Raw genomic sequence first — 20,259 nt, 5'->3', positions numbered from 1 at the left:
CATGAAGAAAATAAGTTTATTTATAATATTTTTAATTCGTGTAATTTCAGGCATTGTTATTTTCAGACAAGGATGGGAGAAATTTACAGGTGATTTTACATTAAACGGGCTAGTTCCGGTAATTAGAGATAACACAGATTCTCCACAATGGTATAAATGGTTTTTTGAACATATTGTTGCACACACAACAGGATTATTTAATATAATCGTGCCTTTAGGGGAAATGGCCATTGGTTTAGGTTTAATTTTAGGTATATTTGCATACGCCGCAAGTTTCTTTGGAGCCTTCGTTATGATAAATTATATTTTAGCAGATATGATTTTTACGTACCCTCTACAATTAGCTTTCTTTATTATTTTACTCATGAGTCACTCTTTATTGGCTAAGGTATCACTTAAAGAAATCATCGCTTATTTTAGAGACCGTAATAACAGAGGTGAAGATAAGCATGACCCACTTACTAATCGTGGATGATGAAAAAGATATTGTAGACATTTGTCAAACGTATTTCGAATATGAAGGATATCAAGTTACGACAACAACATGTGGTAAAGAAGCACTAAAATTATTATCTTCAGATATTGATATTATGATTTTAGATATTATGATGCCTGAAGTTAACGGATACGATATTGTCAAAAAAATGAAAGATATGCAACTTGATATACCTTTCATATATCTAACAGCAAAAACTCAAGAACATGACACGATATACGCACTGACATTAGGTGCTGATGACTATATTAAAAAACCCTTTAGCCCAAGAGAACTAGTATTACGTACTAATAACCTTCTTGCCAGAATGAGTAAGTCAAATCATTCTAATAAAATTGAACAATTAGAATTTGATGGTTTAGTTTTAAAAAATTTAAGCAAGACGCTTACCATTAACAACATAGAGATACCTATGCGCATTAAAGAATTTGAATTGCTTTGGTATCTTGCTTCTAGAGAAGGTGAAGTTATTTCTAAATCCGAACTTCTAGAAAAAGTATGGGGGTATGACTACTACGAAGATGCTAACACTGTCAATGTCCACATACATAGAATTCGCGAGAAATTAGAAAAACATGATTTTTTACCCTACACTATTACAACTGTATGGGGACTTGGTTATAAGTTTGAAAGGAGCCGATAGCTATTTTTTCAATAAGAAGTCAAATCATTATCGGTGTCATTTCAAGTGTTATTTTAACAACAATTATACTGGTTATTGCATATAAGCTCATGTGGTTTAATGGTCACATGACACTCACTTTAGCCATCACTACTATGATAACAAGCTGTTTAACACTTTCGATTTGTAGTATTTTTATTAATCCTTTAATTCAGAAGATTAAGCAATTCAACATTAAGACTAAGCAATTTATAAATCACGAAAAATTCATCGATGATGAAACATTCCAGTCTCCAAGAGAAATTAAAGAGTTGAATGATTCATTTAATAAAATGGCGTATGAAATCAATAATCAAATGAATATGATAAAAAACGAGCAACAAGAAAAAACTGAAATTATACAAAACCTTGCACATGATTTAAAAACACCTTTAGCTGGTATTCGATCATATTCTGAAGGTCTGCGAGATGGCGTCATTAGTAATCCTCAAGAAGTTCATGAAGCATATGAAACATTAATCAAACAAGCAAATCGTTTATCAATTTTATTTGATGACATTACACATGTGATTAATTTAAATACTGGACGTTCTTATCCTTTAGAATTAATACAGCTCGATCAATTACTTGTTAATATATTACAACCATACGAACAACACATAAAACAAGAAAATCGTACGCTTGAAGTTAATTTCTGCACAGATATTGATGCATTCTACCAGTATCGACCTCCAATCGAACGTATTTTGACTAATTTACTAGATAATGCATTAAAATTTTCTAATTCTGTTAGCCGTATTGATATTATTATTTCTGAGTGTAAAGAAAACGACGCCATTAGTATTGCAATAAAAGATGAGGGGATAGGTATCGTTCCAGAACTTCAATCACGTATCTTTGAAAGAACTTTTAGAGTTGAAGATTCTCGAAATACTAAGACTGGTGGTTCGGGGTTAGGGTTATACATTGCTAATGAGTTAGCACAACAAATTGACGCCTCTATCACAGTCCAAAGTGATTTAGACATTGGAACCACGATGACACTTACCTTAAAAAAATTTCAATTTAAAAAGTAATTTGTACTGTATAAAAAACCGAATGTAGCTGGAATGAGTTTGAACATTCTAGCTACATTCGGTTTTCATTAATGTACACGCTCTTTAAAGCCTTCTTCTTGAGAATAATTTGATGCATACGTATCACTATATGTTTTAACTTTATAAAAAGAACTTAATTTATATAAATCATTACTACGCTTGTTATTTCTATTTTTATTCAGGTTTAAAGCATTATATCTCATGTCGAGATTCTCAGTCTGAATATTAGAATTTTCAACAATATACTTCGGTCTATGTTTAACTTCATAATAAATACGACCGATATATTCTCCTACTACGCCAATAGACATTAATTGAATACCACCCAACAATAATATAGCAGCAATCGTAGTAAAATAACCAGGTATATTTATACCATTAATCAAAATATTTATTAACAAATAAATTATATATAAAATACTGATAGAAAACGTGAACATACCTAGGTATATCATCATGCGTAAAGGCTTATTGTTAAAAGAGATGAGTCCATCTATACCATAGTTGAGTAACTTTCTAAAAGTCCACTTAGATTCTCCATCTTCTCGGGTCACATTTTCATATTGAAATACTTTTGTTTCATAACCTATCCATTCAAATAGACCTTTAGAGAAACGATTATATTCATCAAGGGTTGTTAAAGCTTGAACTGCACGTCGACTGAGTAATCTAAAATCACCAACGCCGTCTTCAAATTGGATATCCTCTACAAATGCATTAATTAACTTATAATAACATCGAGACAACGTTTTACGTACAAAATTCTCTCCCTGACGATTCCTCTTAGCAACCACTTGATCGTAACCTTCAATGTAACCCTCTATCATTTGTGGAATATATTCAGGCGGATGTTGTAAATCTCCATCAATCATAATCACCGCGTCGTGCATTGTGCTATGCTGATATCCAGCAATCATTGCAGCTTCTTTGCCAAAGTTTCGACTGAACGAAAGATATTTAACATGGTTATCATACGCAACAATATTCTTGATATGATGTATTGTCGTATCTTTAATACCATCGTTAATAAAGAGTAAATCGTATTCATAGTTTTTGATTAAACTATCTTTCTTCATTATTTCAGTTAATTTGTCATAAGTTTTCAAAACGACTTCGCCTTCATTATAACAAGGGACGATGACTCTGATTTTCATTAAATGACATCCTTTTCTCTGAACTATTTGCTATCATTTTATCAATTTCCTTGTCATACATTCTAGTTAAATAGTGTGTATTTACATAATCTTAACTTAAGCTTAATAGTTTTAAACATTTTCTTTTATGAGCATTATATTAATTTTTAGTAAAAAGAATTTAATTATCTTTTAAAAGTTAACGCTAACTGGTTAATTATATTTATTTCAAATCTCCAATACTGACATCATCAGGATCTTTTCCTTGTCTAGCATTTTTATTTAAACTATCTATTTCTGCAACATCTGTTAACTCAAGATTAAAATCAAAAATATCAAAATTTTCTTTAATACGTTGAGGTGTTTGTGATTTAGGAATGATAATACGATTATGTGCGAGATGCCAACGTAAGACAATTTGTGCAGGTGTTTTATCATAACGATGAGCAATATCTGTAATTACAGGATCATCAAGCAATCCTTTATTACGCATTAACGGCATCCATGCTGTTACTTTAATATCATGTTCATCACAAAAGTCTTGTACATCTTGTTGGTTAAAGTACGGATGCAACTCAATTTGATTCACCTGTGGTGTAATTTTAGTTTCTCTCATTAACTTTTCTAAATGATGTATCTTAAAGTTACATACACCAATGGCTTTTATTTTACCTTCTTCATATAAATGTTCTAAGGCTTTATATGATTCAATATACAATTGATCATTTTCGCAAGGCCAATGAATTAAAAATAAATCTAAATAGTCTAACCCTAAATTGTCCAATGATTTATTAAAGTACTCTATTGTTTGGTCATAACCTTGATAATCATTCCAAAGTTTAGATGTTATGAATAACTCGTCCCTTTTAATATTTGATTGTTTTAATGCACTACCTAACGCTTTTTCATTTCCATAAAAGTAAGCCGTATCAAATGCGCGATATCCTGCATCTAAAGCTGTACGAACAACCTCTTCCATCTGCTCATCCGCTATCTTATAAACTCCTAATCCAACTGCAGGCATTGGATAACCGTTATTTAAAATTTGAACATCATTTGTCATAGTACATTAACTCTCCTTATTTACATAGATATTATTCACTTATTATCATTTTAATACCTTTTTTATTTACTGATAAAACAAATTTGAGCTATTCATTCTGTTATTTTAATATAAAGTAATTTATTATTCCTTAAATGATGAGTATCTTTGTTAACTTCAACATTTTAACTATCCTTATATAAAACAAAAAGTGGGATAGAATTCACTTGGTATTCTATCCCACAACTTATCTTTTTAAGTATTAATCACGTTCGTCATCTTCTTGTTCTTCATCAACAGAAGGACGTCCACTATTAAATTCATAATTCAAATTGACCCAAATAATTTGATGATTGTCGATTTCTGTAATCGTCCAACGATCATATTCAGTATCAACGAAGTCATCTTTTTGCAAATTAGTATTTTGTGATTGTAACCAACCACCAATAGTATCAATATCCTCAGAATCTTCAAACTCTATGTCAAATTTTTCATTTAAATCATCAAGTAAAACACGACCATTAATTTGATAAGTATGATCATCAAGTTTAACTATATCGTTAACTTCATCATCATCAAATTCGTCTCTGATTTCACCAACAATTTCTTCTAAAATATCTTCCATTGTTAAAATACCTGCTGTCCCACCATATTCATCTATAATCAAACTAATATGTACATGCTCTCTTTGCATTCTTACAAGAGCATCACTTATTCTAGTTGTTTCTGAAATCATGGGTAATTCATGAATATAATTGGCGATTTTAATCGGTTTACCTGACGCATATTCTGTTAAAAACTCTTTAACATTTATAAATCCTTTTACATGGTCTTTATCACCATCTTCAGTGATTGGATATCTTGTAAACTGATGTTCTTTGATAGTATCTAATAATTCATCTACGTTAAATGGTTCGTTGAGCGTAACCATTTGTGTACGTGGCACCATAATATCTTTTGCATGACGTTCATCAAATGAAAAAATATTTTGCATATACGCAAGCTCGGTTTGGTTAATCTCTCCACCATTATAACTATTGTTTATAATAATTTTTATTTCTTCTTCTGACATTGCATCAGTTTGAGCATCTGGATCAAATCCAAACATTCTGACAATCACACGAGAAGAACCATTCATTAACCATATAAGTGGTTTCATAAAATTACCAAAATAAAATAGTGGTCTTGAATATAAAAGTGCAAGTTGTTCTGTATGTTGAATAGCAAATGATTTAGGTGCCAATTCGCCTAATACAACATGTAAATATGTCACAACAATGAATGAAACAACAAATGAAATCGTCGTTGTTAAAGGACTCGGTAAATGTAATAACTCGAATAGTGGGTGCATCATCTTTTCAAATGTTGGTTCACCTAACCAACCTAAGCCTAAAGACGTTACTGTGATACCTAATTGACAGGCAGATAAGTAATAGTCAAGATTGTCTATCATCTTTTTGACAATTTTTGCACTCTTATTACCCTCATCTACTAATTGTTCAATACGCGTTGATCTCACTTTTACTAATGCAAATTCTGACCCAACGAATACTGTTGTTAATGCAATCAAAAGAAAAAATATAACTAAACTAATTATGGTCGAAGTTTCCAATTAATTCCCTATTTCTAGGGATTCACCTCCATATATATTGTGTCACGCTTAGGTAACACGTATTTAAATCATCATGAATCAATAAGTGACAACTACATGCTAAGACCTTCCCATCGTGACACTCCCCGTAAAAAATGTGATTGGCTTCATTCTATCATAAATCTTTTGTTATATGTTAAACATATGCCAATGCTATATTGTAGACAAAATAATTTTTTTGTTCAACCAATGATAAATCATTTGAAAGCATGATATTTTCCATTTTTAATCGTCGTTTCAACATTACATGCATCATCTATGATAACAATATCTGCATCTTTCCCGATTTTAATACTACCTTTTACGTCATCTATGCCTAATGTCACCGCTTGATTTAAACTTGTTACTCTCCATAAATGCTCAATCGTGTCACCTGTAAATTGTATTAAGTTTTTAAGTCCTTCGTTCATTTTGAGTATACTTCCAGCTAAAGCCCCAGAAGACAGACGTGCTTCACTTCCCTTTACAATCACATCCTGACCACCTAAATCATAATGTCCTTCTGGCATTCCTTTAGCTCTCATCGCATCTGTAATTAAATAACAACTTTGATTCCCCTTAAGCCTATATGCAAGTGCGATGGATGCCGGATGTGAATGAATACCGTCCACAATCATTTCAGTATGCAATCCTTGATTTAACCAGGCTGCACCAAATACGCCCGGTTCTCGATGTTGAAAGCCGGTCGCTGCATTATACAAATGAGTGATATGTTTGGCACCATGACTTACAGCTGCATTCGCTTGATCAAACGTTGCCACCGTATGTCCGATTGAAAAAATGATATCATTTTTCATTGTCTTTAAAGTTTCTGTTGCTCCATCAACTTCAGGAGCGTACGTAATAATCTTAATTAGTCCATTCGCTACTTTCTGAAACGACTTTATTTTATCAACCGTAGGACGTTGTACGAATTGAGGGTGTTGTGCGCCTACTTTATGTTCTGAAATAAATGGACCTTCAAGATGTACTCCGACAATTTCGGCAGCATTTGTAACATCTTGTTGTTGAGTATATTTAGCAATAGTTTGAAGAGCCCGCTCAATGTTGACCGTTGACTGTGTCATTGTTGTTGCTAAAAAAGATGTTGTCCCCTCAGAAAGGAGTGATTCTGCTAAATGTTGTAAACCCTGTTCAGATGCATCCATGGCATCTTCACCATACCCCCCATGAATGTGAATATCTATAAACCCAGGCAGTATATGTCGTTTTTTTACATCAATAATGTCAATTGTATTATGAGACGATGACGGATGAAAAGGACACTTACCAACGTCCAAAATTTTCCCATCTTTAATATGAACATATCCATTGTTAATCATTTCATTTTCTGTATATACGATGCCATTCGTTAAAACATATTCTGACATGATTGAACCCTTCTTTTCTTTAAATTAATAGTAGTTGATTGAACTATTTTATTATATCTTTCTTTGTATTGAATATCACTTTTTCAATATTTTACTGGTTAACAGATGAATTTTACTATATATTCTTAATTTAATAACTGTATTTTTAATTTAAGATATTATTTTCATACACAATAACTATTTAATTATTAAACTTCTTATTCTTTATTACAACGATAACATTCAATCTAACTAATGCAACATAAATTTCTATTAAAAAAACGGCAATTCCCATTTATTTTGAAATGGAAATCACCGTTTAATTCAATTAATTTTCTAAATATTTAAAGCATTGTTATTACTAATTATATGATTACTATTCATCCATAGCTTGAGATGCTTGAATTTCATTGTCTGTTACTTTTGGTTTCAAGAAACCATAAAGTAAAGCTGAAACTAACGTACCTACAACTAAAGCAATAAGAGTTTGAAGTATATGGCTAAAATCAGTACCAACAATGACGAAAATTCCACCGTGAGGTGCTTTGATACTTGATCCTAAACCTAAAGCTATTGCTCCAGCCACACCTGAACCAACCATCATTGAAGGAATCACACGTAATGGATCGGCAGCTGCGAATGGGATGGCACCTTCAGTAATAAATGATAATCCCATAACATAGTTTGGTACAATTGAGCCTCTTTGCTCTTTAGTGAATTTTCTTCTAAAGATTAACATTGCTGTAGCGATAGCTAATGGAGGAATCATACCACCAATCATCGCTGCAGTAATAGGAGCTGCATTACCTTCAGTTAGTGCAGCAGTAGCAAATACATAAGCTGCTTTATTAAATGGACCGCCCATGTCAATTGCCATCATAGCTCCAATCACAAGACCAAGTAACATAATATTAGAGCCTGACAAACTATTTAAACCATTTAATAACAAATGATTTAACCAAGCTGCTGGCGGATTAAAGACATACACCATTAATAATCCAGTAATTGAAACAGAAAGCAATGGATAGATTAAAGTAGGTTTCAAGCCTTCAATTGCTTGTGGCAATTTACGTGTAATATATTTAATTCCTTGAGTTAAATAACCTGCTAAGAAACCTGCAATAATTCCACCAATAAATCCAGAACCTCCAGAAATAGCTAACATACCACCAACTAAACCAGCTGCAAAACCTGGTTTATCTGCAATACTACGTGCAATGAAACCAGCTAAAATCGGAATAATTAAAGCAAAGGCACTATTTTTACCGATATTCCATAATTGTTCAGCAAATGCATTATATTCTGAACTATCAGGTTTAAATGAGTTTGCGCCGAATAAGAATACAATTGCCATTAAGATACCACCCGAAATAACAAGTGGTAACATATTAGAAACACCATTCATTAAGTGTTTATAGAATGCTTTTCCTGGACTTAACTTTTCTTCATTATCGTCATGTTTTTTCGATCCACCTTGCGCTACGAATGGTTTACGATTTGTATCTAATGCTGTATTAATTAGTTCTTCGGGGCGTTTAATACCATCAGCAACAGGAACCTCAACCACATTTTTTCCATCAAAACGATCAGTTTCTACATGGACATCTGCTGCAACAATTATTCCAGTTGCACGTTCTATGTCTTGTTCAGTTAAATGATTTTTAATACCACTAGAACCATTTGTTTCAACTTTAATTTTGATGTTCATCTTCTCAGCTTGCTTTTTCAAAGCATCACGTGCCATATATGTGTGGGCTATACCAGTTGGGCATGCTGTAACTGCTAAAACATAAGGCTCATTATTATCTTGATTTGAGTTGTCAGTTGAAACAGTTGAATTTTCATTCGCTTCTGCTTCTTCTTCTTTTGTTGCTTCATCATCCGCTTCATCGATAATGTTTAACACTTCTTCAGGAGATTCAGCATGAATTAATTTTTCACGTATTTTCTCATCCATTAATATTCCGGAAAGTTTCGCAAGTGCATCTAAGTGCGTTTGTGCTCCACCTTCAGGCGCTGCAATCATAAAGAATAAGTGTGCAGGTTGCATGTCTAAACTCTGATAATCCACACCTTCTTTAGATTTACCGAATGCAATTGCAGGTGTTTTAACTGCTGCAACTTTAGCATGTGGTATAGCAATACCTTCACCAATCCCTGTTGTACTCTGAGATTCACGATTATGAATTGCCTCTTTAAACGATACAGGGTCACTTAACTTACCTGCTTTATCCAATTGATTAACTAGCTCAGTAATCACCCCACTCTTATCAGAAGCATCTAAATCCATCGCTATTGTTTCTTTAGTTAACAGTTCAGTAATTCTCATCTTTTTCACTCCCCATCAAGTACAGAAATTGTCACTTGAGATTTAATATTTTCTATAGCATCTCTTGTCGCTAAATCTTCTGAAAAAGCAGTCGCTGTTCCTGAAGCTACGGCCTGTTGAAAAGCTTCATCTACATTAAGACCCATGGACAACCCTGCTACCATACCTGCCACTGTACTATCACCAGATCCTACTGTATTAACTACATGTCCTTGTGGATTCACAGCTTTAATACTTTGATGTTGATCAACATATATCGCACCATCGCCACCAAGTGAAATGATGACTGATTGTGCCCCTTTTTTTAAAATTTCTTTACCATATTTTATAACATCTTCATCACTCTTGACTGTAGTGTTAAACATTACTTCTAATTCATCTTTGTTTGGTTTAATAAATAATGGTCGATATGGTAATACTGTTTCAACAAGATCTTTTTCTGCATCAACAACTAGTTGCGCACCAGTTTTTTCAGTGATTTGTGCGATTTGTGCATAAGCATCACTTGGAATACTGTTCGGTACACTTCCAGCTACAATAACAATATCGTCTTTTGTAGTGCGACGTATTTGTGATAAAAGTTGTTCAAATTGCGCGTGTGTCACTTTAGGTCCGGGTGCATTGATTTCTGTTTCTTGACCTGATTTTAGTTTCACATTAATACGCGTATCCTCATCTACTTGAACAAAATCTGATTGAATATTACTGTCCTCAAGTGTTTGAGTAATAAAATCCCCAGGGAAACCTCCTGAAAATCCTAAAGCTGTAGAATCAACATCTAAAGTTTTAAGTACTCTTGATACATTGATCCCCTTACCTCCAGCAAATTTATACGTTGCTTTTGCCCGATTTAATCCTGCTATTTCAAATCCATCAGTAAAAATGATGTAATCGATTGAAGGATTGAAAGTAACTGTATATATCATGATTTCCCTCCTATAAAATTAAATTCATTCATGTAAGCTTCAGTCATCTTGCTTTGCATTGCCTTTTGCGAAGTTATGATGCTAAGCCCATCTAAAATTGGAACTCTTGCAAAATAAATTTGATTAAACTTTGATTGATCGACAAGCACATATTTATGATTTGATAGTTTCATAGCTGTTTCTTTAATCAAAGCTTCTTGTTCATCAGGGGTTGTTAATCCATATTTTAAATCAATACCGTTCATTCCTATAAAAGCGCGATCAAAACAATAACGTCTTAATGTTTCTAACGCGTTAGCACCAACTGTAGCCATTGTCGTAGGTTTAACTTGGCCACCAACCATTAAAGTTTTAATACCGTGCTTTAATAGTTCTTCAACATGTGTCATTCCGTTTGTTACAACAGTAATATCCTTTGCCTCAATATATTGAATTAACTCAAAAGTTGAGGAACCCGCATCTAGAAATATACATTCATGATCTTGTATATCACATGCAGCACGTTTAGCGATTTCTTGTTTTTCACGTAAATTCTGAGTTCTTTTTTCAGATAACTTAGGTTCCTTAACTCGATTTTGATGAATTGTAGCGCCACCATGTACACGTTGTAATTTACCCATATTTTGCAACTTAGATAAATCTCTTCGTATAGTTGATGCACTACATCCTGTTCTATCAACTAAATCTTGAAGTGTTAAAAAGTCCTTTTGAGTTAATTCTTGTAAAATTAAATTCTGTCGTTTTTCTGATATCACTGCTATACCTCCCCTAACTCACTTATATTGTAATGGCTACGCTTACATATTTCAATCAAAATCTTCCATTTTCAATCAAAAACAATCATTTTGTGACAAAAATAAAAACACCTTTCAGATTAGGTGTTTAAAATGGATTACATCATCACAATTTAAGTCGTACATTTTAATTTTCAGAGATCATTTTCTAAGTATTAAACAATGTCTTTACAAATTTATTCAAATAATGTTGAAACATTAAATGTCTATACACGATTAATTCTGTGTAATAGATTCTACTTGAGCCTTTGTCATGTCAATTAAATCATTCACATGAATGATAATTTGCATTCCTCTTTGACCTCCGCTAATATAAACTTTCTCTAAATTTCTAGCGGAAGCATCAATCGTCGTTTTAAAGGAATGTTTCATACCGATAGGTGAACATCCTCCTCTAACATACCCTGTTACTTGTTTTAATTGATCGAGAGGCATTAAATTCAATTTCTTTTCATTAACAACATGAGCCGCCTTCTTCATATCTAACGTTTCATTAACTGGAATGACAAAAACATAGTGTTCATGATTAGAATTCTCTAATACAAGTGTTTTAAAGACTTCTTCTATTTTAGCACCTACGAGTTGTGCAATCTCCTCTCCATGTTGATGCTTGTCAGTAACTTCGTAAGTATTCATTTGATAATTAATTTTAGCTCTATCTAAAATCCGCATTGCATTTGTTTTTTTAGTTTTAGACATATACTCACCCTTTATAACAATCATTCACATCTTATTTTAACATGAAAACTTTATTTCATTTACACTAACACTATTAAAAAACACCCTTTCTTATATAGTAGAAAGCGTGTTAATTAATGTTTGATGCATGTACAGTCCCACTTTTATTGACTTTAACCTTAGTTTGATGAAGTTTATTTTCACTAGAAAATACATATTCTGAATGAAGCGACTCGTTGAAGGTACGCTCTATATTATATTTTTTACTTAAATGATTCTCAGCGTAATTCAAAGCAATTACTTTACATTCCTGTGGGTTGAAATCATAAGATGTTTGCGTTCTTACACTTTGTTGATTTGCTTTATTAACATTCTTTTGATGATCAAAGTTTTTTTCTGAAGCTTCAGCAACATGATTCATATTTAAGTTAGGGAATATATTGTTATGAGAAACTGTTTTTACTTTAGTAAAAGTGCAAATTGTTTTATGGACTTTCGCTAATGCATTTTGGTTTGTAGCTAAAAATAATAAAAGTACTAAACAAATTGACAAAATAACTGCAACAGAACTTAAAAATAAGTTTTTCAATTTCATCTCCTTACCCACATTTCTCTTAAGATTTATTCTATCTTAACACAACAACTTTTAATAAAAGATATGTAGATTACAATTTAAATAGATTGTAATATTTGTAACAATAACATTAATGTAGTTGTTATTTTTGTTACATAAACCACTAATAATTCATAATCTTTTAAAACTTATATTTAAGGTAAGATCAACTTTGCATTACAAGTTATAAAACAAAAGAAGTGGGGCACAGATTCCGTCTTGAACACTGTGTCCCACCTCGTCCGCCCAAACTTGCCTTGTCCGTAGAATTTCTCGGTGAAATTCTTTTTGTTGGGGCCCCGAACCCCAACTTGCTCTGTCCGTAGAATTTCTCGGTGAAATTCTTTTTGTTGGGGCCCCACATTTCATATTGAGTATTAATTTGCTTCTTTACGACGTGACTTAAGTCCTTTTTCAATAAAAATAATGATAATTCCACTTAATGAAACCGCAATAGCCATATATAAAGGAAACTCTAAATTAACATCGAATAATGCACCAGCTACAAGAGGACCTATAAAGTTACCCATACTGGTAAAAGTTGAATTCAATCCACCTGCAAAACCTTGCCGTTTACCTGCTATATTCGAGAAGTAATTGGTTAAAGCCGGTCTAATCATATCAAAACCTATAAAAACAACAAAGCTAATCATCATAATCGTCCAATAACCGTTTGCAAGCACTAACATAACGAGAACAATAGCTGAATATAGTAATGACCATGCAATAAAATTAAGTTCACTCATATGTTTCATAAATTTATCAAAGAAGAATACCTGGAATAATGCGCCAAACACGCCTCCACCGATAATAGCTATCGAAATATCTTTAGGAGTATAATTTACTTTGTCAGCTGTATATAAAGAAAACAATGTTTCAAAAGCAGATAAACCAAATGCTAATACAAGTGTTAATATAACTGGCGTAATAAATACTTTCCAATTAATTTTAGTGAATAATTCTGGTTGATATTGGTGGAATCCATCTGTGGTTGCTTTGTGAGGATTATGAATTAATAAAACTGACATAATGAATGCAACAACACCTAATGTTCCAGCAACATAGAAAGGTAATCTATGTGAAATTTCAGCTAAAAACCCTCCAAATCCAGGTCCTAATATGAAACCTGAATTAATAATTGCCGACATATAACCAAAGTTTTTAGCTTTATCAGCTCCTGGAGAAATATCTGCAATCATACCTGTTACACCAGGCATGACCATGCCTGCACTAAAACCACCTAAAACACGTGAAATGATTAAAATGGTAAAACTTTGACCGGCTGCGAACATAAATTCAGAGACAGAAAAGAATACTAAACCGATACATATAATTAATTTTTTCCCCAATTTATCAGCTAGTGTCCCACCAAATGGTGAAATAATCATTTGTGATAATGCAAAGGCAGCAACTAGCATTCCTAAATCACTACCTTTTAATCCTAAATCCTTTAAATATACAGGAAGTACAGGAATAACTAACCCAATTCCTAAAAATATAAGAAATATATTAAAATAAAGAATAAATAATTGCTTTTTCATATGACACCCCCCTTTTTTCTAATATAGTAAGCATACCAATCATTTTGAATTTTATCGCAAGTTTATTTTTTAATTTTAATGTCCCGCATAAAAACTTTACTTTACTAAAAGTTTCTACATTGTATAACAATTTAACGTGGCATGACAATCATTTTGAAAAACTTTAATATTTAAATTTCACTAAACTCTATTTTTTAGTTAAAAATTTAACATATAATTAAACGAAACTGTATCTTCCTAAACTTTCGACAAAATCTTAATCAAATTTACCAAAGTCTAATGAATGTATGGAGTAATTTTTCTTCGCTTTCTCATCTGTATAAACAGAAAGCACCTCAAATTGTTTGAAATGCCTCACTGTAAAAGTTATCATTAACTCTCGACTATCAAACTCTATAGAAAGTAGTGCGTGGTTATGCAATCTCGTTACTTTGCAAGAATATATTTCATTATCTTATTTGCTATATCTATGACTGAATCACATATTTTTAACTTTATGACATTAAATTTATTTTTAGCATACGTGCCTTTTGAACTTTGTCTACTTTTAAAATTATTCAAACCAGTCAAAGCTTTTGAATGGCCCTTATTTATTGTTTTCGGACTCATATTTCTATTATTAGTTCCAAATACATTTTATATGATTACCGATCTCATACACTTAAACCAATTTCAATTTAACTTTTTAGCTGGATTAAACATCACAGAATGGATTTATTTCACCTATCTAATACTTGGCGTACTCTTAGCAATATACCTCACAATTCTTATATTTTTAGAAATTGCACATTTTACGTCTTATGTATGGTTAAATCGACTATTGATAGTTATATTAATGTTCTTAAATGGATTAGGTATTTACATCGGTCGATTCTTAAGATTACATACTGTCTATTTATTAAATGCACCTTTAAAAATTGTGAAAGAGGTTTTTTTAATCATTGATGTTAAAGCGTTACTATTTGTCATTCTAATGGTGCTCATACAAGCAACAGTCATATTGTTTGTTAAAGGGGTGAGATTTTACCAATGATGATTGAAGTAATATTAATGGTATGTCTCATCATGATTCAACTCATGATAGGTCATTTATGGCATCAAATAGGATGGAGCTATACTAAAGCTATTTTATTAATGTGTTTACCGTTGGGGATAGGATTATATTTGATGCAATTATTTTATTATGAGACCCGTTATACAAATTGGGAAGTCCCTTTTAAAACTAAATTAAACCTTAAATATATGTATATTTTAACTTTGTTAGAATATATTTTAATCTATGTTTGTTTTTTTATGTAACTAGATAAAGATCTGAACGCACGTATACTGTTGTTCAGATCTTTTTTCTTTAATCTAATGCTTTGAATTCTGACATTACACTTTGTCTACTTTCTTTGTGATCAATCATTTGTTTAGGATAGTCTTTACCTATTTCAACACCTTGACCCTTTATTTGTTGCTCGAATTTATGGGTATCGTGTAAATACTTAGCATCTATCTGATTTAATTTTGGAATGTAAGTTTTAATATATCGAGCATTATTATCAAAACGCTCGCTTTGTCTTATAGGATTAAACATTCTAAAGTATGGTACAGCATCTGTTCCAGTAGAAGCCGACCATTGCCATCCGTGAACATTTGAAGCTGCATCATAATCTATTAATTTTTGTTTGAAAAATGACTCACCCCAAATCCAGTCAATAAACAAATCCTTAGTTAAAAATTGAGAAACTACCATTCTCATGCGATTATGCATAAATCCAGTTGTTTTAAGTTCCTCCATTGCTGCATCAATAATAGGAAAACCAGTATTCCCATCTTTCCACAATTTAAAATTCTCTTCATTATAAGACCATTTCAATTGTTGGTATTTTTCTTTAAAAGCAACATGAGCTGTTTCGGGATAATTGGTCATCAATACATAATAAAACTCTCTAAAAATCAATTCACGTATAAAAGCTTCGTAATTTTGTTCATTTTTATCATAATTTTGAAGTAAATCGTTGAAAACTTGTATAATATCTATCATTCCATAAGCTAAGTAAATACTTAGTTGGCTTGTTAATACTTCAGGCAAATATTCCCTGTTTTCTTTATAATTTTCGATATCTTGAGATAAAAATTCAGACCAACGATTTTGAACATCACGTTCACTTATGCCATATGAATGATAATCTTCTTTAATTTTATGTTGAGATTTCACTGCAACCTTTGTAATATCTTCTAAATGATAGTCATATTCATCTCTAATCATTAAGTAAGGACGCCATTTTCTATAAAAACTGGTAAATACTTTATATGGTTCACCTTGTTTATTATGTGTTTTGCAAGGTTTAAAATAATGGTTTGCCCTTAATGTTATTACTTGAATATCAGCTTGTTTAAACCGTTTTCTTTGATGTAAAATATCATATTCTTCGTGATGATAACTCATAATATCACCTGCAACAACAACCTTGTCTATAGTTTGTTTTTTACAAAAATCTATTAATTTATCATAAGACATCAAAAAGGGTTCTATATCATATCGTTGTAGTTCATACATAAACTTCTGTATGGACCCATAATAGTATTGTGCTTTCTTTTTTGCTTCTTCTTCAAACTCTTCAGTTGGAATAATAAAATAACATTGATTTATAGATTCTTTATTTCTATATATATAATCAAATAAGGGATTATTATTTATCCTAAAAACTCTATTTAATATGACACCTATAGCCATTAGAAATTACCACCTAACATTAATTTTTTGTTATACCCTAATACTAAATTCTATTTACATTCATATATTTTTATACGCTTCATTTCAACTATTAAGATTAACTTGCCACGAATTTATAAAATATGTCTCGTAAAGTTAAAATATTAAACTTTACGAGACATTTATAATTATCATTTAAATACCTAAATCTTTTACTTACACTAAACCAAGCCATTTCCAATACGTCAAACTAAATACGATAACTAAAATATAACCTACTATCGTTAAAGGTATACCTGTCTTTAAAAAATCCTTTACAGTAAAAGTCCCAGTACCATATGCAAGCATATTTTGTGGTGCACTAACAGGTAGCAGGAAACCAAAACTAATCACAAATTGTTGTATTAATACAAAACCAATAGCATGATCACCTAAATTTAGCGTTGAAGTCAAAGAAATAAACACAGGTATTAACGCAGAGGCTAAGCTCGTTGCACTTGCAAAACCTAAATGTATTAATATATTAAATAAGGTAATTAACGCAATAGTTGCTATGATTGGTAAATGTTTAAGCCCCATTAAACCAAATGTTTGATCGCTTAACCATTGAGCGGCTCCTGTTTTAAGTAATACATTACCAAGTGAGATTCCTACACCAAATACTATAATCGTTCCCCACGGAATCTTCTTTTCAACACCTTTCCAAGTAATAACACCAATCTTTGGCATCAGCATAATACCTAGAGCAACTAGTGTAATCGAAGCTGAATCAATCGGATGTAATACTTTCTCAGTCGACCAGAAGAATAATAAAAGCACTGAAATCACAATTAGTCGCCATTCTCTATGACTGACTGGTCCTAATTTATTAAGTTCCTTTTTAATTAACTCTTTGCCACCTTCAATTTTATCATGTTCAGGTGGCATAAACTTAATCATTATAAAATAAAGAGCTATAGACATAATGATTGACCACGGCGCAGCATATAAAAACCACTCTCCCCATGATACATCATGTCCTAAATTTTGGTTAATAAAATTGATGGCTACAATATTTTGTGCTGCAGCCGTTTTAATACCTATATTCCATATCGAAACTGCTTGTACAGCAGTAATAATTAATAATGAAGCAAGTCTACTATCCTTACTCACATTAAATGCAGCAATCATTCCCAGTAATATTGGGACAACTGCACCAGCACGCGCTGTAGCTGATGGTACAAAAAATGCTAGAACAATAGATACTAAAATAGCACCAATGACTATATTTCTAGTTTTATTTCCTACAATTGATAGCACAAGTAATGCAAGTCGTTTATGTAAATTGGTTTCCTGCATTGCTGCTGCTAAAAATAATGCTGCAGCTACAAGTGCTACGGCTGAGGTTGAAAAACCACTGAAAGCGTGACTAAGCGCGTTATTCGTTCCTAAAATATCGCTACCTTTTAGTATTATGTCGCCACTTTTAGGGTTTCCAAGTTTTTCGGATAAATCTTGAACTGGACTTAAACCTAGTAAAAGTATCATTAATGCTAAAATTAATGTTGCAGAAACTGGATAAGTAACTGCTTCTGTAACCCACATAACTACAGCGAAAGCTAGAATAGCTAATGCTGCTTTAGCCATTACAGGCAATCCTGATGGTGTGGGTAATAACAAGATAGTAATTAAAATAATAAAACTAATGATAATCCACACAGGTTTATAATTTTTTTTAGACTTTTTATCATGATATTTTTCAGTATGCGCTTGATATTGGTCACCTTTAGCCATTATCATCGTCTCCTTATTCTATGAATATATGTTCATTATATCAAGAAAGCGCTTTTATATTTCAACGATAAATACACTTCACACAATTTTCACAAAAATCTAACAATTCACGATGAAGGACTTCCTAGTTATTTATTTGAATTTTAATGAGTTTTTAACTTCACTCACAGCTTGCGCAGAGTGTTGTAGTTGTTGATACTCATCATTATTCATATCTACTTCTATAATCTTTTCTATTCCTTGATATCCTATTATAGTAGGAACACCAAAACAAATATCTGAGCATCCGTATTCTCCTTCTAGATAAGCAATACTTGGTAATAAACGTTTCCGATCATTAAAAATTGCATCTATGGTTTCATATATGGCAGTTGCTGGTGCATAATAAGCTGAGCCTTGACCTAATAATTCAACAATTTCTGCACCACCCTTACGTGTACGTTCAACAATTTGATCAATCTTTTCTTTAGAAATAAGATGCTTAACGGGAATCCCATTAATGTGTGTTGTATTTACCAAAGGTAACATCGTATCACCGTGTCCTCCTAACACAAACCCATTTACATCTTTGACAGACACGTTAAGTTCTTGAGCGATAAAAGTTCGATATCTTGCAGCGTCTAAAATTCCAGATTGACCAATAATACGTTCTTTAGGAAAACCTGATGCTTTAAATGCTGTATATGTCATAGCATCAACCGGATTAGTCAGTACAATAATTATTGACTGAGGTGCATACGTTGCAATTTGTAGTGCAGTTTCTCGTACTATTTGTTCATTAGTTTGAACTAAGTCTTCTCTTGTCATTCCTGATTTCCTAGGTATACCTGCAGTCATCACCACTACGTCTGAGTCTTTAATATCTTCTATATTTACTGAACCATGTATAGGTGTGTCAAACCCCCAAATGGGTCCGCTTTCTAAAATATCTAACGCCTTTCCTTTAGCCATCCCCTCTGATTGCTGGCGTTCAATCAACACAATTTCTGCTAATTCCTTTTGTGCAAGAATGAATGCTAGAGTCCCTCCTGTATGTCCCGCACCAATAATTGATATCTTTCTTCTATTGACCATAAGCAATGCCCCCTTGTTTAATTTTCTCTTTAAAAATCAAAAAGCTTTGCCAATTCATGTTAATTATAACATTGAAATGACAAAGCGCTTGAAGACTTATGTGAAATAAATATTTATATAATGATTGACTATCCAAAAATATCATGATTTAATCCAAAAACATAAAGCAGTACAAAAAATGCTATACCACTTAATATTGTTAGTATTAAGGTTAATATAAGTGTACGTTTAAAATGTCTTATGAAGGCTATAAAAAGCATTCCTAAATTGTAAGCAAAGAATAGACCAAATAAGACCATTGTAATTTTTACATCGGTATAAAAGATATTAAATAATAAAACAACAAAGGCAAAACCTAAATATGGAAAAGTGATTAGGTTTCTTTCAAATTTAATTTGTTTGTTACGATTATCTTCATTCATTTTTATCTTACTCTCCTT

At 32.0% G+C, this 20,259-nt stretch carries 19 protein-coding genes; 5 read left to right on the top strand and 14 right to left on the bottom strand.

Translation table 11 applies throughout. The features are described from left to right. Position 1: 1 nt before the first annotated feature. Genes ACVBFA_RS04045 through ACVBFA_RS04035 form a run of 3 tightly spaced genes read left to right on the top strand, consistent with a single transcriptional unit; the run spans position 2 to position 2,194 of the window. Complete coding sequence (locus ACVBFA_RS04045; RefSeq protein ID WP_001830332.1) at positions 2-475, top strand: DoxX family protein; 474 nt, start codon at positions 2-4, stop codon at positions 473-475. Beyond that, positions 450-1,139: a response regulator transcription factor SaeR gene (gene saeR / locus ACVBFA_RS04040; RefSeq protein WP_002475960.1), complete on the top strand. Its 690-nt coding sequence runs from the start codon at positions 450-452 to the stop codon at positions 1,137-1,139. Before ACVBFA_RS04045 ends, saeR begins: the two co-directional genes overlap by 26 nt. A 2-nt stretch (positions 1,140-1,141) precedes the next feature. After that, positions 1,142-2,194, top strand: coding sequence for a sensor histidine kinase (locus ACVBFA_RS04035; RefSeq protein WP_447158787.1), 1,053 nt, complete (start codon positions 1,142-1,144; stop codon positions 2,192-2,194). A 68-nt stretch (positions 2,195-2,262) separates the two neighbouring features. Here the strand turns inward: ACVBFA_RS04035 and ACVBFA_RS04030 are convergent, their stop codons facing one another. The 10 genes from ACVBFA_RS04030 to norA form a co-directional block, all read right to left on the bottom strand. Next, positions 2,263-3,369 carry a glycosyltransferase family 2 protein gene (locus tag ACVBFA_RS04030; protein ID WP_447158784.1) on the bottom strand — a complete coding sequence of 369 codons (1,107 nt, stop codon included), beginning with the start codon at positions 3,367-3,369 and terminating at the stop codon, positions 2,263-2,265. A 202-nt stretch (positions 3,370-3,571) separates the two neighbouring features. Next, on the bottom strand, positions 3,572-4,411 hold the full coding sequence (locus ACVBFA_RS04025) for an aldo/keto reductase (RefSeq protein ID WP_126122657.1): 840 nt from the start codon (positions 4,409-4,411) through the stop codon (positions 3,572-3,574). Positions 4,412-4,652: 241 nt separating this feature from the next. Further along, on the bottom strand, positions 4,653-6,002 hold the full coding sequence (locus tag ACVBFA_RS04020; RefSeq protein WP_002445894.1) for a hemolysin family protein: 1,350 nt from the start codon (positions 6,000-6,002) through the stop codon (positions 4,653-4,655). A gap of 236 nt (positions 6,003-6,238) precedes the next feature. Continuing rightward, the gene (gene nagA / locus ACVBFA_RS04015) at positions 6,239-7,411 is read right to left on the bottom strand and encodes an N-acetylglucosamine-6-phosphate deacetylase (protein ID WP_002445893.1); all 1,173 of its coding nucleotides are present in this window, start codon (positions 7,409-7,411) and stop codon (positions 6,239-6,241) included. Positions 7,412-7,766: 355 nt separating this feature from the next. Next, a complete protein-coding gene (locus ACVBFA_RS04010) occupies positions 7,767-9,719 on the bottom strand; it encodes a PTS fructose transporter subunit IIABC (protein WP_126122656.1) in 1,953 nt (650 codons plus the stop codon). A 5-nt stretch (positions 9,720-9,724) separates the two neighbouring features. Then, positions 9,725-10,645 (bottom strand): 1-phosphofructokinase, encoded by a 921-nt coding sequence (pfkB, locus tag ACVBFA_RS04005; RefSeq protein WP_002476306.1) that lies wholly within the window; start codon positions 10,643-10,645, stop codon positions 9,725-9,727. Further along, positions 10,642-11,400: a DeoR/GlpR family DNA-binding transcription regulator gene (locus ACVBFA_RS04000; protein ID WP_002457633.1), complete on the bottom strand. Its 759-nt coding sequence runs from the start codon at positions 11,398-11,400 to the stop codon at positions 10,642-10,644. Before ACVBFA_RS04000 ends, pfkB begins: the two co-directional genes overlap by 4 nt. 255 nt (positions 11,401-11,655) lie before the next feature. Next, positions 11,656-12,138 carry a Cys-tRNA(Pro) deacylase gene (ybaK, locus tag ACVBFA_RS03995; protein WP_002457634.1) on the bottom strand — a complete coding sequence of 161 codons (483 nt, stop codon included), beginning with the start codon at positions 12,136-12,138 and terminating at the stop codon, positions 11,656-11,658. A 109-nt stretch (positions 12,139-12,247) separates the two neighbouring features. Beyond that, entirely contained in the window at positions 12,248-12,712 is a 465-nt protein-coding gene (locus ACVBFA_RS03990) for a hypothetical protein (protein WP_020363638.1), read from the bottom strand. Positions 12,713-13,107: 395 nt separating this feature from the next. After that, positions 13,108-14,271 (bottom strand): multidrug efflux MFS transporter NorA, encoded by a 1,164-nt coding sequence (norA, locus tag ACVBFA_RS03985; RefSeq protein ID WP_002476307.1) that lies wholly within the window; start codon positions 14,269-14,271, stop codon positions 13,108-13,110. 415 nt (positions 14,272-14,686) lie between these two features. Between norA and ACVBFA_RS03980 the strand changes: the two genes are divergently transcribed. Beyond that, positions 14,687-15,304, top strand: coding sequence for a DUF1361 domain-containing protein (locus ACVBFA_RS03980; protein WP_002445880.1), 618 nt, complete (start codon positions 14,687-14,689; stop codon positions 15,302-15,304). Next, positions 15,301-15,570, top strand: coding sequence for a hypothetical protein (locus ACVBFA_RS03975; protein ID WP_002445879.1), 270 nt, complete (start codon positions 15,301-15,303; stop codon positions 15,568-15,570). Before ACVBFA_RS03980 ends, ACVBFA_RS03975 begins: the two co-directional genes overlap by 4 nt. A 49-nt stretch (positions 15,571-15,619) precedes the next feature. On the opposite strand, the gene ACVBFA_RS03970 is transcribed toward ACVBFA_RS03975, so the two are convergent. The 4 genes from ACVBFA_RS03970 to ACVBFA_RS03955 all read right to left on the bottom strand — a co-directional run bounded on the left by ACVBFA_RS03970 (position 15,620) and on the right by ACVBFA_RS03955 (position 20,241). Next, positions 15,620-16,993: a cryptochrome/photolyase family protein gene (locus ACVBFA_RS03970; protein WP_126122185.1), complete on the bottom strand. Its 1,374-nt coding sequence runs from the start codon at positions 16,991-16,993 to the stop codon at positions 15,620-15,622. A gap of 195 nt (positions 16,994-17,188) precedes the next feature. Further along, positions 17,189-18,745: an SLC13 family permease gene (locus ACVBFA_RS03965; protein ID WP_126122184.1), complete on the bottom strand. Its 1,557-nt coding sequence runs from the start codon at positions 18,743-18,745 to the stop codon at positions 17,189-17,191. A 132-nt stretch (positions 18,746-18,877) separates the two neighbouring features. Continuing rightward, positions 18,878-19,819, bottom strand: coding sequence for a malate dehydrogenase (gene mdh / locus ACVBFA_RS03960; RefSeq protein WP_164539689.1), 942 nt, complete (start codon positions 19,817-19,819; stop codon positions 18,878-18,880). Positions 19,820-19,947: 128 nt separating this feature from the next. Continuing rightward, entirely contained in the window at positions 19,948-20,241 is a 294-nt protein-coding gene (locus ACVBFA_RS03955) for a hypothetical protein (RefSeq protein WP_002457641.1), read from the bottom strand. Between the last annotated feature and the right edge of the window lie 18 nt (positions 20,242-20,259).

The sequence above is a fragment of the Staphylococcus sp. MSU001 genome (assembly GCF_052976705.1).
The sequence above is the reverse complement of the archived record's forward strand: the minus strand, read 5'-3'. Positions and strand labels throughout refer to the sequence as shown.

Coding starts and splice junctions, on each gene's coding strand:
- ACVBFA_RS04045 (WP_001830332.1), top strand. CDS start 2: ATGAAGAAAATAAGTTTATTTATAATATTTTTAATTCGTGTAATTTCA.
- saeR (WP_002475960.1), top strand. CDS start 450: ATGACCCACTTACTAATCGTGGATGATGAAAAAGATATTGTAGACATT.
- ACVBFA_RS04030 (WP_447158784.1), bottom strand. CDS start 3,369: ATGAAAATCAGAGTCATCGTCCCTTGTTATAATGAAGGCGAAGTCGTT.
- ACVBFA_RS04025 (WP_126122657.1), bottom strand. CDS start 4,411: ATGACAAATGATGTTCAAATTTTAAATAACGGTTATCCAATGCCTGCA.
- nagA (WP_002445893.1), bottom strand. CDS start 7,411: ATGTCAGAATATGTTTTAACGAATGGCATCGTATATACAGAAAATGAA.
- ACVBFA_RS04010 (WP_126122656.1), bottom strand. CDS start 9,719: ATGAGAATTACTGAACTGTTAACTAAAGAAACAATAGCGATGGATTTA.
- pfkB (WP_002476306.1), bottom strand. CDS start 10,645: ATGATATATACAGTTACTTTCAATCCTTCAATCGATTACATCATTTTT.
- ybaK (WP_002457634.1), bottom strand. CDS start 12,138: ATGTCTAAAACTAAAAAAACAAATGCAATGCGGATTTTAGATAGAGCT.
- ACVBFA_RS03990 (WP_020363638.1), bottom strand. CDS start 12,712: ATGAAATTGAAAAACTTATTTTTAAGTTCTGTTGCAGTTATTTTGTCA.
- norA (WP_002476307.1), bottom strand. CDS start 14,271: ATGAAAAAGCAATTATTTATTCTTTATTTTAATATATTTCTTATATTT.
- ACVBFA_RS03980 (WP_002445880.1), top strand. CDS start 14,687: ATGCAATCTCGTTACTTTGCAAGAATATATTTCATTATCTTATTTGCT.
- ACVBFA_RS03975 (WP_002445879.1), top strand. CDS start 15,301: ATGATGATTGAAGTAATATTAATGGTATGTCTCATCATGATTCAACTC.
- ACVBFA_RS03970 (WP_126122185.1), bottom strand. CDS start 16,993: ATGGCTATAGGTGTCATATTAAATAGAGTTTTTAGGATAAATAATAAT.
- ACVBFA_RS03965 (WP_126122184.1), bottom strand. CDS start 18,745: ATGGCTAAAGGTGACCAATATCAAGCGCATACTGAAAAATATCATGAT.
- mdh (WP_164539689.1), bottom strand. CDS start 19,819: ATGGTCAATAGAAGAAAGATATCAATTATTGGTGCGGGACATACAGGA.
- ACVBFA_RS03955 (WP_002457641.1), bottom strand. CDS start 20,241: ATGAATGAAGATAATCGTAACAAACAAATTAAATTTGAAAGAAACCTA.